12 protein-coding genes are annotated in these 14,033 nt (G+C 72.2%); 7 read left to right on the top strand and 5 right to left on the bottom strand.

The features are described 5' to 3' along the window. Nucleotides 1–16 precede the first annotated feature (16 nt). Both I596_RS17065 and bioF read right to left on the bottom strand, forming a co-directional pair. Nucleotides 17–391: a DUF7079 family protein gene (locus tag I596_RS17065; RefSeq protein WP_067650732.1), complete on the bottom strand. Its 375-nt coding sequence runs from the start codon at nucleotides 389–391 to the stop codon at nucleotides 17–19. After that, nucleotides 388–1,557, bottom strand: a complete 1,170-nt coding sequence (gene bioF, locus I596_RS17070) for an 8-amino-7-oxononanoate synthase (RefSeq protein WP_067650735.1) — start codon at nucleotides 1,555–1,557, stop codon at nucleotides 388–390. Before bioF ends, I596_RS17065 begins: the two co-directional genes overlap by 4 nt. Before the next feature lie 80 nt (nucleotides 1,558–1,637). On the opposite strand from bioF, the gene I596_RS17075 reads away from it, so the two are divergent. Further along, on the top strand, nucleotides 1,638–2,918 hold the full coding sequence (locus I596_RS17075) for an NAD(P)/FAD-dependent oxidoreductase (RefSeq protein WP_067652221.1): 1,281 nt from the start codon (nucleotides 1,638–1,640) through the stop codon (nucleotides 2,916–2,918). Nucleotides 2,919–2,954: 36 nt separating this feature from the next. Here I596_RS17075 and bioB read toward each other — a convergent pair whose 3' ends face one another. Beyond that, nucleotides 2,955–3,986 carry a biotin synthase BioB gene (gene bioB / locus I596_RS17080; protein ID WP_067650738.1) on the bottom strand — a complete coding sequence of 344 codons (1,032 nt, stop codon included), beginning with the start codon at nucleotides 3,984–3,986 and terminating at the stop codon, nucleotides 2,955–2,957. Between the two features lie 60 nt (nucleotides 3,987–4,046). Here bioB and I596_RS17085 point away from each other — a divergent pair, with 60 nt between their 5' ends. Together I596_RS17085 and I596_RS17090 are read left to right on the top strand one after the other, a co-directional pair. Continuing rightward, nucleotides 4,047–4,763: a ComF family protein gene (locus tag I596_RS17085; RefSeq protein ID WP_067650741.1), complete on the top strand. Its 717-nt coding sequence runs from the start codon at nucleotides 4,047–4,049 to the stop codon at nucleotides 4,761–4,763. Nucleotides 4,764–4,905: 142 nt separating this feature from the next. Beyond that, complete coding sequence (locus I596_RS17090) at nucleotides 4,906–6,213, top strand: serine hydrolase domain-containing protein (protein WP_083965684.1); 1,308 nt, start codon at nucleotides 4,906–4,908, stop codon at nucleotides 6,211–6,213. 73 nt (nucleotides 6,214–6,286) lie between these two features. Here I596_RS17090 and I596_RS17095 read toward each other — a convergent pair whose 3' ends face one another. After that, a complete protein-coding gene (locus I596_RS17095) occupies nucleotides 6,287–7,078 on the bottom strand; it encodes an APH(3')-II family aminoglycoside O-phosphotransferase (RefSeq protein WP_067650744.1) in 792 nt (263 codons plus the stop codon). A 9-nt stretch (nucleotides 7,079–7,087) separates the two neighbouring features. Beyond that, nucleotides 7,088–7,984, bottom strand: a complete 897-nt coding sequence (gene ubiA / locus I596_RS18610) for a 4-hydroxybenzoate octaprenyltransferase (RefSeq protein WP_067652227.1) — start codon at nucleotides 7,982–7,984, stop codon at nucleotides 7,088–7,090. Between the two features lie 574 nt (nucleotides 7,985–8,558). Here ubiA and I596_RS18845 point away from each other — a divergent pair. The 4 genes from I596_RS18845 (at nucleotide 8,559) to I596_RS17115 (ending at nucleotide 14,002) form a co-directional block, all read left to right on the top strand. Then, entirely contained in the window at nucleotides 8,559–8,924 is a 366-nt protein-coding gene (locus tag I596_RS18845) for a hypothetical protein (protein WP_190278939.1), read from the top strand. A gap of 93 nt (nucleotides 8,925–9,017) precedes the next feature. Beyond that, nucleotides 9,018–10,658 (top strand): FMN-binding glutamate synthase family protein, encoded by a 1,641-nt coding sequence (locus tag I596_RS17105; RefSeq protein WP_083965686.1) that lies wholly within the window; start codon nucleotides 9,018–9,020, stop codon nucleotides 10,656–10,658. A gap of 97 nt (nucleotides 10,659–10,755) precedes the next feature. Then, complete coding sequence (dut, locus tag I596_RS17110; RefSeq protein WP_067652234.1) at nucleotides 10,756–11,259, top strand: dUTP diphosphatase; 504 nt, start codon at nucleotides 10,756–10,758, stop codon at nucleotides 11,257–11,259. 427 nt (nucleotides 11,260–11,686) lie between these two features. After that, nucleotides 11,687–14,002, top strand: a complete 2,316-nt coding sequence (locus I596_RS17115) for a phosphomannomutase/phosphoglucomutase (protein WP_335340372.1) — start codon at nucleotides 11,687–11,689, stop codon at nucleotides 14,000–14,002. The last annotated feature ends 31 nt before the right edge of the window (nucleotides 14,003–14,033 follow it).

The raw sequence follows: 14,033 nt of genomic DNA on the forward strand, positions 1-14,033 counted from the left end.
CGGAAGGCGAAATCGTTCATTGCGGCGACTCCATCCGCCGCTGGCGCCGGATGCGCGGCGCCAGCAGCCGCCAGAGGTGATCGGCGTAGCCGCGCATGCAGCCGTCCAGGCGCAGCCAGCCCGGCCGCCGCGACCGGCGCAGGATCGTCGATGCCAGCCAGTCCGGGTCGAAGCCGTCCCAGACACCGGCCGGGACCCGCAGGTTGCCGCGCAGCACCGGATGCACTTCGTGCAGCAGGATCGCCTGCAATTCCGCTTCGGCATACGGCGAGGCGGCGGCCGCGCGGGCGGCCCACCGGACCTCCCGGCGGTAATCGGTATCGAGGTACAGCGCCGAGAAGGCTTTCCATACCGGCCGCCGCGCGTCGATGTCGTCCGCCGCCGGCCTCATCGCAGCACCCGGGCCAGCGCATCGAGCAGGCGCTCGACGTCGCTTTGGCGATGCGCCGCCGACAGCGTGACGCGTAGCCGCGCACTGCCGGCCGGCACGGTCGGCGGCCGGATCGCCGGCACGAAGAAACCGGCGGCCTCCAGCGCCTGCGCGGCGGCCAGGGCCGCATCGCTGGCACCGACCAGCACCGGCTGGATCGGCGTGCGCGAGGCGGCCAGCGCCAGGCCTCGCTGCGCGGCGCCGAGGCGGAACTGCGCGATCAGCGCGGCCAGGTGCTGGCGCCGCCAGGATTCCTCGCGCGCGAGCCGGACCGCGACCCGCGTCGCCGCGGCCAGCGCCGGCGGCATCGCGGTGGTGTACACGTGCGGCCGCGCGAACTGCACCAGTCCCTCGATCAGCGCCGCCGGGCCGGCGACGAACGCGCCGGCGACGCCGAGCGCCTTGCCGAGCGTGGCCATCAGGATCGGTGCGGCCGCCTCGTCCAGTCCGGCTTCGGCGAGGCTGCCGGCGCCTTCGGGCCCGAGCACGCCCAGCCCGTGCGCATCGTCGATCATCAAGCTGGCGCCGTGTGTCCGGCACAGGTCCGCCAGCGCCGGCAGCGGTGCGACGTCGCCGTCCATGCTGAAGACGCCGTCACTGGCGACCAGCGCCGGCGCGGCCGGCGCCGTGTCGAGCTGGCGCTGTGCCGCCGCGACATCGGCATGCGGGTAGCGCCGCAACACGGCGCCGGCCAGGTGCGCACCGTCGATCAGGCAGGCGTGGTTGAGCTTGTCCTGCACGCACAGGTCGCCGCGCGCCAGCACGGCCTGCAGCACGCCGAGATTGGCCATGTAGCCGGTCGAGAACAGCAGCGCGCGGGCGCGGCCGGTCCAGCGCGCCAGCGCCTCCTCGAGCGCGGCGTGTTCCTCGCGGTGGCCGCCGAGCAGATGCGCGGCGCCGGCGCCGACGCCCCAGCGCCGCGCTGCGGTCGCCAGGGCCTCGACCAGTTCCGGATGACCCGCCAGCCCGAGATAGTCGTTGCTGGCGAATCCCGTCAGGCGCCGGCCGGCGACGACGATGTCGGTGCCGTCGACCGCGTCGACCGTGCGCAGGCGGCGCAGCAGCGCGGCCTGCGCGCGGTCGGCCTGGGCGGCGGCCAGGCGGGCGAGCAGGTCCGGCCGGCTCACGGCCGGTACCCGGCGGCGGGGCCGCCGCGCCCGGCGAAACTGCGTAGACTGGCGCGCGCACAGAAGCAGGAGCGGTGTTCATGCATTACGACATCGTCGTGGTCGGCGGCGGCGCGGGCGGATTGGAGCTGGCCGCGCGGCTGGGCCGGAAACTCGGGCGCCGCGACGGCCCCTCCAGCGTGCTGCTGATCGACCGCTCGGTCTTCCACATCTGGAAGCCGACCCTGCACGAGGTCGCGGCCGGCACGCTCGATGCGCACCAGGAAGGCCTGTCCTACATGATCCTGGCGCGCCGCAACCACTTCAGCTACTCGCCCGGCGAGATCATCGGCCTGGACCCGCAGGCCAAGCGCATCACGCTGGGCGAGATGCGCGACGAGACGGGGCACCAGGTGGTGCCCGAGCGCACGATCAGCTACACCCACGCCGTCCTCGCGCTCGGCAGCGGCTCGAACTTCTTCGGCACGCCGGGCGCCGCCGAGCACGCCTACGTGCTGGAACGCGCCAGCGACGCGGAGCGTTTCCAGCGCCACCTGCTGGCGGCCTTCACGCGGGCGGCCTTCGCCGAGCACCGCAGCCTGGGCATCGCGATCGTCGGCGCCGGCGCGACCGGCGTGGAGCTGTCGGCCGAACTGCTCGAGGCGCATGCCCTGCTGCAGGAGGGCTTCCGCGCCGACCAGCGCTTCCGGCTCGACATCACCCTGGTGGAGGCCGCGCCGCGCATCCTGGCCGGCCTGCCGGAGAAGATCTCGGCGCAGGCGCAACTGGCGCTGGAACGCAAGAACGTGCGTGTGCTCACGGCGACGCCGGTCACCGAGGTCCGCGCCGACGCCCTGGTGACCGCGCAGGGCGAGATCGCCGCCGACCTGATCGTCTGGGCGGCCGGCATCAAGGCCGCCGATGCCAATACGCGGCTGGGCCTCAGCGTCAACCGCGCCAACCAGTTCGTCGTCGACGATCACCTGCGCACGGGCGCACCGGATCTGTACGCGCTCGGCGACTGCGCCGCCTGCCCGTGGGGCGAGAAGCTGGTCCCCGCGCGCGCGCAGGCCGCACACCAGCAGGCCAGCTACCTGGCGAAGGTGCTGCTGGCGCGCCGGCGCGAGCGCAGCCACGACGCGCCGTTCGTCTACCGCGACTTCGGCTCGCTGGTCTCGCTGGGCGAGAACCGCGGCGTCGGCTCGCTGATGGGCGGGCTCGGCGGCCCGAACTTCTTCGTCGAGGGCCTGATCGCCAAGTGGATGTACATGTCGCTGCATCTGAATCACCACCGCGCGATCCTCGGCACCGGCAACACCCTCGTGCTGGCACTGGCGCGCCTGCTGCAGCGGCGCGTGTCGGGACGCCTGAAGTTGCATTGAGCCCTCGCCTGCCGGCGCGGTGCCGGCCGGAGCGGTTCAGGCCGCCGCGTCGACGTCGCAGGGCTCGACGATGTCGGCATGCACGGTCGTGCCGCCGTGGTGGTCGTCGGTGAGCACTACCTCCAGCGGATGGATGCCCAGGCGCGCGAACAGCGCGCGGTCGGCCTCGACGTCGGGATTGCCGGTGGTCAGCAGCTTCTCGCCGTAGAAGATCGAGTTGGCGCCGGCGAAGAAGCACAGCGCCTGCAGCTCGTCGTTCATCTCCGCCCGGCCGGCCGACAGCCGCACCATCGAGAGCGGCATCAGGATGCGCGCCACGGCGATCGTGCGCACGAACTCGAACGGATCGAGCAGGGCCGTGCCGGCCAGCGGCGTGCCCTCCACCTGCACCAGGCGGTTGATCGGCACCGACTGCGGATGCTCGGGCAGCGTCGCCAGCGTACGCAGCAGGCCGGCGCGCTGCGTGCGCGATTCGCCCATGCCGACGATGCCGCCGCAGCAGGTCTTGAGGCCGGCGTCGCGCACGTGGCCGAGCGTATCGAGCCGGTCCTGGTAGTCGCGGGTGGAGATGATGTCGCCGTAGAAGTCGGGCGCCGTGTCGAGGTTGTGGTTGTAGTAGTCCAGGCCCGCCGCCTTGAGCCGCCGTGCCTGATCGCCCGTCAGCATGCCGAGCGTCGCGCAGGTTTCCATGCCGAGCGCCTTGACCGCGCCGACGATGCCGGCGACCTTCTCGACGTCGCGGTCCTTCAGCGAGCGCCAGGCCGCGCCCATGCAGAAGCGCGTCGCGCCCGCTTCGCGGGCCTGCCGCGCCTTGTGCACGACGGCCGGCAGCGCCATCAGCTTCTCCGCCTGGACGCCGGTCGCGTAGCGCGCCGCCTGCGGGCAGTAGGCGCAGTCCTCGGGGCAGCCGCCGGTCTTGATCGACAGCAGCGTCGAGACCTGCACCGCGTTGACGTCGTGATGGGCGCGATGAACCTCGTGCGCGCGATGCAGCAGGTCCGCGAACGGCAGGTCGAACAGCGCGACCGTCTCTTCGACGGTCCAGTCGTGGCGCAAGGTGGCGGTCATGCGGCTTCCGGCTCCGGTAAAGTGGCGCGAGTCTGGAGGCCGGCACGGAGGGCTGTCAACTTGGCGGCGTATGCAAAGGTTGACAGCTGGGCGGCCCGGTTGCTGCGCCGGATCCTGGTGCCGCGCTGCCTGCTCTGCGGCGATGCCGGCGCCGATGGCCGCGACCTGTGCAACGGCTGTCGCGCCGACATGCCCGCCAATACCGTCCGCTGTGCACGCTGCGCGCTGCCGCTGCCGATGGCCGCCCCGCACTGCGGGGCCTGCATCCGCCGCCCGCCGCCGTTCACCGCGGCCTGGGCCGCGTTCCGCTACGCGCACCCGCTGGACCTGCTGGAAACGCGATTCAAGTTCGGCGGCGACCTGGCCGCCGGCCGCGTGCTGGCCGACCTGATGATCGAACGGACGCGCCTGGACCCGCCGGCGCGGCCCGACGCCCTGCTGTGCGTGCCGCTGCACACCGGCCGGTTGCGCCGGCGCGGCTACAACCAGGCGCTGGAACTGGCCCGGCCGCTGGCGCGCGCGCTCGACCTGCCGTTGCTGCACGACGCACTGGTGCGCACCCGGGCCACGTCCGCCCAGACCGGCCTGGAGGCGCCGGCGCGCCGGCGCAATCTGCGCGGGGCGCTGGCCCTGCGGGCGGGTATCGCGCTGCCCGCCCATGTGGCGGTGCTCGACGACGTCATGACCACCGGTGCGACCCTGGGCGAATGCGCCCGCGTGCTGGCGGCTGCCGGTGTCGCGCGCGTCGATGCCTGGGCGCTGGCGCGCGCACCGTGAGGACGGCGGCGCAGCCGATGCGCCGGCAGCGCGCCGCATCGGACACGCGCTCCGCGCCGTGACCGGTGTGAGCCGTCGCGCGTGAGCCGGTTTCGCGGTATTTGCCGCCTTCTGAAAGGTCACCCGTCCAAGGAGCCTTTCGATGTCGTCGAGCACCCGTGTCCTGGGTTTCATCCTGCTGTCGCTGCTGGGCGGCCTGCTGGCCGGCATGCCGGCGCCGGCGCGCGCCCAGTGGACCGTCACCGGCGTCGACGTGCCGGACCTGGCCGCGTTCGACCAGCAGATGCAGCAGCTGATGACGACGCGCAACACGCCTTCGGGCGCGATCGCCGTCGCCTGGCAGGGCCGCCTGGTGCTGGCGCGCGGCTACTCGTGGAATCCCGGCCCGGACGACATCGTCACCCAGCCCGATTCGCTGTTCCGCATCGCCAGCTGCAGCAAGCCGATCACCTCGACCCTGGTCAACCGCCTGATCCAGGACGGCCACCTGGCGCCCGACGACACCATCGGCCAGTACGTGGACCTGACGCCGCGGCCCGGCACGACCGCCGATCCGCGACTGGCCACGGTGACCGTGCGCAACCTGCTCGAGATGCTCGGCGGCTTCGGCGATCCGGCCACCCTCGGCTACGACCCGGTGTTCCGCGACACCGCCGTCGCACAGGGCCTGGGCATCGCGCTGCCGGTCTCTCATGCCGACGTGATCCGCTACCAGAGCGGCGTGGCGCTGGTGGCCGCCCCGGGGACGACCTACCACTACAGCAACTACGGCTACAAGCTGCTCGGCCGCGTCATCGAGGCCGCCAGCGGCCAGTCCTACGAGCGCTACGCGCAGCGCATGCTCAACCGGATCGGCGTGTGGAACCTGCGCCTGGCCCGGGCGCGGCGCGAAGAACGCGCGCCCGGCGAAGTGGCCTACCGCTCCGGCGGCCAGGGCCCGAGCGTGATCGACGCCACCGGTGTGCTGCGCCCCTGGGAATACGGCGGCTCGATCAACCAGGACACGATGGACGCCTATGGCGGCTGGGTCGCCTCGGCGCCCGAGCTGCTGCGCTGGATGACCAATCTCGATGCGCCCCAGGCGCCGAACGCGATCCTCGATCAGGCCTCGCTCGACCGCATGTTCGCGCTGCCGCAGAACTATCCGCTGCCGTACACGCCAGGCAGCTACTACTACGCCAGCGGCTGGGCCGTGCGCGACTACGGCGCACAGGGCCGTACGACCTTTCACGCCGGCAGCCTGCCGTCCACCGCGAGCTACGTCGTGCGCTACCGCAACGGCTTCGAGATCGTGATCCTCCTGAACCGCCGCAACGAGAACAATCCCGACGACACCAGCAACGCGATGGACGCCGCGGTCTGGGCCGCCTACGGCCAGGTCACCCGTTGGCCGTCGCACGACCTGTTCGCGCAGGTGCTGCCGACGATCCTGCGCGACGGCTTCGACTGACGCCCGCGCTCCGGGGCGCCGCGACGCCGGCGCGCGGTGGAGGCTGCGCCCGTGCGGTGCACGGCGCAGCCGTTCAGAAGAACTCGTCGAGCAACCGGTAGAACGCCAGGCGGCCCGGGTCCGGCGTGACGCCGTAGCGGGCCAGGAAGGGGCCGACCCAGGCCTCGCCGAACGTCTCGGCGATGTCGCGGGCGGCCAGCGCCAGGTCCTGGTACCGGTCGGCGACACCCAGGCGCCCGCAATCGATGAAGCCGGCGAACCGCCCCTTGTCGGCGACCAGGTTCGACAGGCAGGCGTCGCCGTGCGCGACCACGCGATCCTCGACCGCCGGCCGCGAGGCACGAAGCCGCGCCAGCAGCGCGGTCGGCGAGGCCCCGCGATGGACCTCGTCGAAATCGTCCGCGTCGACCCGGCCGGCCTCCAGCCGCGCCGCCGCCAGGGCGATGCGGCGATCGACCGCGTGATCGAACGGGCAGGTGGCCGGATCGATGCGGTGCAGGTCGCGCAGCGCATCGGCGGCGATCCGCACGCTCGTCTCCGGCCCCAGCGCCGAGGAGGCGAGGTCGCGCCCCGGCACCGCGCTCAGCAGCAGCCAGTCGCGCTCCGGGCCGAGCACCTGGTCGAGCACGCCGGCGCACGGCCTGCCGGTCGTCGCCAGCCAGCGAAGACGCAGCGCTTCGTCGCGCAGTTCGGCGAACCGGTCGGCCACCTCGGTCTTGATGAACAGCGTCGGCCGTCCAGGAGCGACCCCTCGAAACACCGCCGCGTCCGAGCAGCCGATCGTCTGCTGCTCGACGGCATAGCCTTCGAGCGTTTCGCGCCAGCGCGCGGGCCAGGGCAGCGCCGGCTGCGTCGTCGGATCCATGCGTACGCCTCAGCGAATCGCCAGGGCCAGCAGCAGGCCGGCCCAAAGCACGAAGCCGACCCAGTTGTTGTTGCGGAACGCGGCCAGGCAGGGCGCGCGCGCGCGATCGCGCATGATCCACTGCTGCCAGGCGAACAGGCCCGCCGCCGCCGCCAGGCCCACGAAGTACGGCCACGGCAGCGCCGCGCGCGTGCCGGCCAGCAGCATCGCGAAGACGAACGTCACCATCAGCACACCGAGGATCGGCAGGTCCGCGTCGCCGAACAGGATCGCGGTCGAGCGCGCGCCGACCCGGATGTCCTCCTCGCGGTCGACCATCGCGTACTCGGTGTCGTAGATCACCGAGAACAGCACATTGGCCAGGAACAGCAGCCAGCACAGCGGCGGCAGGCTGCCGGTCACGGCCGCGAACGCCATCGGGATGGACCAGCCGAACGCGGCGCCGAGCACGACCTGGGCCAGGTGGGTGACGCGCTTGGTGAACGGGTAGATGGCCGCCAGCGCGGCACCGACGAATGAAAGCAGGATCGTCAGCGTATTGGTGAACAGCACCAGCACGAAGGCCAGTGCGAGCAGGCCGCCGAACAGCGCGAGTGCCTCCTGCTTCGAGACCCGGCCGGCGGCCATCGGCCGGCCGCGCGTGCGCTGCACCTTGGCGTCGAGCCAGTCGTGGTCCGCGTAGTCGTTGATGACGCAGCCGGCCGCACGCATCACGAAGACGCCGAGCGTGAAGATCACCAGCAGGCCGACCGGCGGAAAGTCGTTGGCGGCGAACCACAGCGCCCACCAGGTGGGCCATAGCAGCAGCAGGGCGCCGATCGGGCGGTCCATCCGCATCAGCACGAGGTACTCGCGGATGCGTCCGCGCCGGTCGGCCGGCAGATAGCCGAGCAGGACGTCGATCACGCGCTGCGAACGCGTCGAGGCGTCGGCCGGTTGGTGATCGGTGCATACCGGGGGGGCCGCGGTGGCGGACCGCGCCGCGCCGGCACGGCTCCACGGCGGATCGGCCGCCTTCGCCGGCGTCCCCGCCGGTGCCGCCGGGGGCTCGCGCCGCGGCGCGGATGCGCCGCGCGCCGGTTGCGCCGGTTGCGCCGGTTGCGCCGGTTGCGCCGGTTGCGCCGGTTGCGCCGGTTGCGCCGGTTGCGCCGGTTGCGCCAGTTGCGCCAGTTGCGTCGGCTGCGTCGGCTGCGTCGGCTGCGTCGGCTGCGTCGGCTGCGTCGGCTGCGTCGGCTGCGTCGGCTGCGTCGGCTGCGTCGGCTGCGTCGGCTGCGTCGGCTGCGTCGGCTGCGTCGGCTGCGTCGGCTGCGTCGGCTGCGTCGGCTGCGTCGGCTGCGTCGGCTGCGTCGGCTGCGTCGGCTGCGTCGGCTGCGTCGGCTGCGTCGGCTGCGTCGGCTGCGTCGGCTGCGTCGGCTGCGTCGGCTGCGCTGCGCGCGCCGACGCCGGGACGGGCGGGCGCCGCGCCCCGGGCGAAGGCGCGATGTCCTGGGAGGCCGCTGGCTCCGCTGCCGTCACGGCCGAAGTGGCCCGGCGGCGCGGCGCGGCCGGACGCGCTGGCGCGACGATCGACGGATCGGCCGGCACCGACGCGGCGGCGGCGTCGGTGACCTTCGGCGCGACGACACGACGGCGCGGCGGCGGCGTGACCGCTACGTCCGCGGCCGGCGAAACCGACGGGTCCGGCGGCGGCGCGGTACGGCGGCGCGGCGACCGCGCGACGGCCGGAGCCTCGGGTGCGTCGGCGGCCGGACTCGCCCCGGCATCCGCGGGCGGCATCGGCTTGCGGCGCGGCGCGCGGGGTTTTTTCGGAGGTGGAGGCGGTGTTTCGTCCATCGCGCAAGTGTAGGGCTTCGTCTCGCGGGCGACACGTCTGCAACGGCCGGATGGCATCACGCTTGGGCTATCCTCGCGCCCAGCCAGAACCGACGAGATTCCAGCCGTGACCCGATTCGTGCCGCTTCGCTACCTGTGCTTCGTGATCGCCGTCGTGGCGCTGGCGGTCGGCCTCGCCGCATGGGCCCACGGCATCGGCTGGCGCGTGCTGGCGGCGGCAGGCCTGGCCCTGACCGCGCTGGGCGTGCACGACCTCGTGCAGACGCGCCACACCCTGCGTCGCAATTATCCGATCGTCGGCCGGCTGCGCTACCTGTTCGAAGCGATCCGCCCGATGATGCGCCAGTACGTGGTCGAGGCGGATGACGACGAAGTGCCGTTCTCGCGCGACCAGCGCGCGATCGTCTACCAGCGCGCCAAGCGCGAGCTGGAAACGCGCGCCTTCGGCACCGAGCGCAGCGTCTACCGCGGCGACTACGAATGGATCAACCATTCGATGGCGCCGGCGCTGATCGACGGCCACGACTTTCGCGTGCCGGTCGGCGGGCCCGAATGCACCCAGCCGTACTCGGCCAGCGTCTTCAACATCTCCGCGATGAGCTTCGGCTCGCTGTCGCCGAACGCGATCCGGGCACTCAACGAGGGCGCGCGGCGCGGGGGCTTCTACCACGACACCGGCGAAGGCTCGCTGTCGCCGTACCATCGCGAGAACGGCGGCGACATCGTCTGGGAGCTCGGCTCGGGCTACTTCGGCGCCTGCAAACGCGCCGGCGTGTTCAGCGCGGAGCGGTTCGCCGAGCGGGCGACGCTGCCCCAGGTCAAGATGATCGAGCTCAAGCTCTCCCAAGGCGCCAAGCCCGGCCACGGCGGCGTGCTGCCGGCGGCCAAGGTCACCCGCGAGATCGCGCTGACGCGCGGCGTTCCGGAAGGCGAGGACTGCATCTCGCCGGCGCGTCATTCGGCCTTCGACACGCCCGAAGGCCTGCTCCGCTTCATCGCGCACCTGCGCACGCTGTCCGGCGGCAAGCCGACCGGGTTCAAGCTGGCGATCGGCCACCCCTGGGAGTGGTTCGGCATCGCCAAGGCGATGCTCAGCACCGGCATCCGCCCGGATTTCATCGTCGTCGACGGCGCCGAGGGCGGCACCGGCGCGGCACCGATGGAGTTCGCCGACCATGTTGGCGTGCCGCTGCGCGAGGCCCTGCTGCTGGTCCACAACACACTGGTGGGCCTGAACCTGCGCGACCAGGTCCGCATCGGTGCGGCCGGAAAGATCATCACGGCGTTCGACGTCGCGCGCACGCTGGCGCTCGGCGCGGACTGGTGTAATGCCGCGCGCGGCTTCATGTTCGCGCTCGGCTGCCTGCAGTCGCAGGCCTGTCATACCGATCACTGCCCGACCGGCGTCGCCACGCAGGATCCGCGGCGCTGGAAGTCGCTGGCCGTGCCGGACAAGGCCGAGCGCGTCAGGAACTTCCACGAAGGCACGCTGCACGCGCTCAAGGAGCTGATCGCCGCCGCAGGCCTGCACCACCCCGGCGAACTCGGGCCCGAGCACATCATCCGACGCGTTTCCGGCAACGAGGTGCGCTCGCTGGCGACGCTGTATCCGTTCCTGCGCCCCGGCGAACTGCTGGCGGACGTCCCCGAGCACGCGGTGTTCCAGCGCTTCTGGCGCGCGGCGCGCGCCGACAGCTTCGGGCCGCCCCCCGGCATCACCGAGCTGCGCTGGAGCAAGCTGCGCTGACGCTCCGGCATGGTCTAATCTGCCCCCGCAGCGGGACCGCTCCCAGTCCCCGATCGCCTTCCTTCGTACCTTCCGGACCGCCTTCGTGAATTCCTCGATCACGCCCCCGCCCCGCATCGAACTGCGCATCCTCGACGAGCGCCTGCACGAATGGGGCCTGCCCCGCTACCAGAGCGCCCAGGCGGCCGGCATCGACCTGATCGCCTGCGTCACCGAGCCGGTTCGCATCGCGCCGCAGGCGCCGGCGATCCTGATTCCCACCGGCATCGCGATGCACATGGACACCGACGCCCTGTGCGCGGTGATCGTGGCCCGCTCGGGCCTCGGCCACAAGAAAGGGCTGGTGCTCGGCAACGGCACCGGCATCATCGACGCCGACTACATGGCCGAGTGCTTCGTCAGCGTGTGGAACCGCAATCCGCCCTCGGCCGCCGATGCCACGATCACGATCCATCCCGGCGATCGCATCGCGCAGATGCTGTTCCTGCCGGTCCTGCGGCCGCAGTTCACGGTCGTCTCGACCTTCTCGTCGGAAAGCACGCGCGGCCTGGGCGGGTTCGGATCCACCGGCGTCGGCGCCGGTTCCGCACAGCCGGAGTGACTGCGGCCGGTCGCCTCCGGCGGCCGCAAGCGCCGCCTGCCCCGCCCGGGATCGTTCGTGCGCGGCGCCTCCGAAACGCCCCGACGCGCGGTACGGCGCGCGGTCGATTTCGAGCGTCGGCGCGGTGATCCGGCCAGGCAAGGCGGCAGGATCCGACGAGCCACCGGGCCCAGGGCCACAGCCTGACCGGGCTGCGCCGGGGCCTTCCCGATGGGGTGCCCCACCTCAAAGGCCATGACACGCTCTAGAATGCGTCGACGGCAGGTGGCGCGCCGTTCTCGGAATGCCGACGTGCAGGCAGGCACACTGCCCCGGTACCGCCGGCGGCGCGACGGGCAACGAACCCTCGGGGGAGGACATGGGGAACGAGGAATCACCATCGGCCAAGCGGCGTCTTCCGCGCCTGAGCTACCGACCCGATCCGCGCGTGCTGCTCTCGGTCGCCGCGGCGACCGTGCTGCTCGCCGGCACGGCCTTTCTCGCCTGGCAGACCTGGCTGGTCATGCGCGAGAGCAGCGGCGCGATCGAGGCCGAGCGCCTGCGCACCGAACTGGTGGCCGAGTTCGGCAAGCGGATCGCCGACCAGCGCCGTCAGGTCGAGGCCGCGCTGGGTAGCGCGCCGGTCCAGCAATTGTTCCAGTCGCCCACGCCGGACCTGGCGATGGCGTCGAACCTGATCAAGGCCACCGTGCCGGAGCTGGGCGCCGCGCGGTTCTACGACGCCGCGCTGGGTTCGGTCCTGGTCGACGACCTCGCCCAGGTCGGCTACGCCCGCGCTGCCCTGCTGATGCGTGCGCAATCGGACGCGGCGCCGACCGTCGCCGCGCTGCGGCAGGAGAAGGACAAGCCCACCGTCCTGCTGCAGGCCTGGCCGGTCGGCGGCGAGGCCGGCGGGCCGGCGCGCGCGTACCTGCTGGCCGAGTGGCCGGCGCAGGCGATCCTCGACCGGTTCGCCGGCCAGCGCCTGAGCGGCGCGCGCCTGGAGCTGCGCCAGGGCGACGGCCGCAGCGACCAGCTGCTGCGGGCGATCGGCGACGGCGATGCCAGTTCGCTGGCGGATGTCGGCAAGCCGGTCGCCGGTTCGGACCTGCGCATCGGCAAGGCGCCGCCGAACTATTTCATAACGGTGCCTCGTTCACCCTTGCTGCTTTCGGTGCTGACCGCACTGTGCCTGCTGGGTGGCGTGGCCGCCCTGTGGCTGCGCAAGGCCGGCCTCGAGCGCGCGCTGGGCCTGTTGCGGCGCCCTTCCCATCCTCAGGAGAACACGCTTTTGTCCGACGTCATCAAGCAGCCGCCGAAGCCGGAAACGCCTGCGCCCGCCGCGGTCGCCGAAGCCCCGACCGATCACCCGGCCACCGACGACGGCTGGGTGGACCAGGGCATCTTCCGTACCTACGACATCCGCGGCGTGGTCGGCCAGACACTGACCATCGGCACGGCGCGGGCCATCGGCCGGGCGATCGGCAGCGAAGCGCGCAGCCGCGGCCTCGGCGAGATCGTCGTCGGCCGTGACGGCCGCCTGTCGGGGCCGGAGCTTTCCGGCGCCCTGATCGAGGGCCTGCGCGCTGCCGGCCTGGACGTCATCGACATCGGCCTGGCGCCGACGCCGCTGGTCTACTTCGCCTGCTACCACCTCAACACCGGGTCGGGCGTGGCCGTGACCGGCAGCCACAACCCGCCGGACTACAACGGCTTCAAGATCGTGCTCGGCGGCGAGACGCTGGCCGAGTCGGCGATCCAGAAGCTCTACGAGCGCATCCGCGACGAGGACTACACCAGCGGCAGCGGCGGCCTGCAGAGCATGGACGTCAGCCGCGAGTACATCGACCGGATCGCCGACGACGTGCAGGTGCAGCGGCGGCTCAAGGTGGTCGTCGACTGCGGCAACGGCGTGCCGGGCGCGATCGCGCCGCAGGTGCTCGAGTCGATCGGCTGCGAGGTCATGCCGCTGTACTGCGAAGTCGACGGCACCTTTCCCAACCACCATCCGGACCCGTCCGAGCTGCACAACCTGCAGGACCTGATCCTGACGGTGAAGAACACCGATGCGGACCTCGGGCTCGCGTTCGACGGTGACGGCGACCGGCTGGGCGTGGTGACCAAGGCGGGCGAGGTGATCTTCCCGGACCGGCTGCTGATGCTGTTCGCGGCCGACGTGCTCACCCGCGCGCCCGGCGCGACGATCATCTACGACGTCAAGTGCACCGGCAAGCTGCAGCAGAACGTGCTGCAGAACGGCGGCGTCCCGCTGATGTGGAAGACCGGACATTCGCTGATCAAGTCCAAGATGCGCGAGACCGGCGCCGAGCTGGCCGGCGAGATGAGCGGGCACTTCTTCTTCAAGGAACGCTGGTACGGCTTCGACGACGGCATCTACGCGGCCGCCCGGCTGATGGAGATCCTCGGCGGGGACCTGGAGGAGCGTACGCCCAAGCAGATCTTCGACGCGCTGCCCAATTCCGTCTCTACGCCGGAACTGAAGATCCCGATGAAGGAAGGCCAGACCCATCGCTTCATCGCGAACTTCCAGGGCAAGGCCCGCTTCGAGGGCGCCCGGCTGACGACGATCGACGGCGTGCGCGCGGACTGGCCCGACGGCTGGGGCCTGGTGCGGGCCTCCAATACCACCCCGGTGCTGGTGCTGCGCTTCGATGGTGACGATGCGACGGCACTGCACCGCATCCAGGACGCCTTCCGCGCGCAATTGCTGGCGCTGGATCCGGACCTGAAGCTGCCGTTCTGATCGACCGGGCCGGCCCGCATCGCGGGCCGGT

The sequence above is a fragment of the Dokdonella koreensis DS-123 genome, from assembly GCF_001632775.1.
GTDB lineage: Bacteria > Pseudomonadota > Gammaproteobacteria > Xanthomonadales > Rhodanobacteraceae > Dokdonella > Dokdonella koreensis.

Excerpts from the sequence above, each read along its gene's own strand:
- I596_RS17065 (WP_067650732.1), bottom strand. The coding sequence starts at position 391 with ATGAGGCCGGCGGCGGACGACATCGACGCGCGGCGGCCGGTATGGAAA.
- I596_RS17075 (WP_067652221.1), top strand. The coding sequence starts at position 1,638 with ATGCATTACGACATCGTCGTGGTCGGCGGCGGCGCGGGCGGATTGGAG.
- bioB (WP_067650738.1), bottom strand. The coding sequence starts at position 3,986 with ATGACCGCCACCTTGCGCCACGACTGGACCGTCGAAGAGACGGTCGCG.
- I596_RS17090 (WP_083965684.1), top strand. The coding sequence starts at position 4,906 with ATGTCGTCGAGCACCCGTGTCCTGGGTTTCATCCTGCTGTCGCTGCTG.
- I596_RS17095 (WP_067650744.1), bottom strand. The coding sequence starts at position 7,078 with ATGGATCCGACGACGCAGCCGGCGCTGCCCTGGCCCGCGCGCTGGCGC.
- I596_RS18845 (WP_190278939.1), top strand. The coding sequence starts at position 8,559 with ATGTCCTGGGAGGCCGCTGGCTCCGCTGCCGTCACGGCCGAAGTGGCC.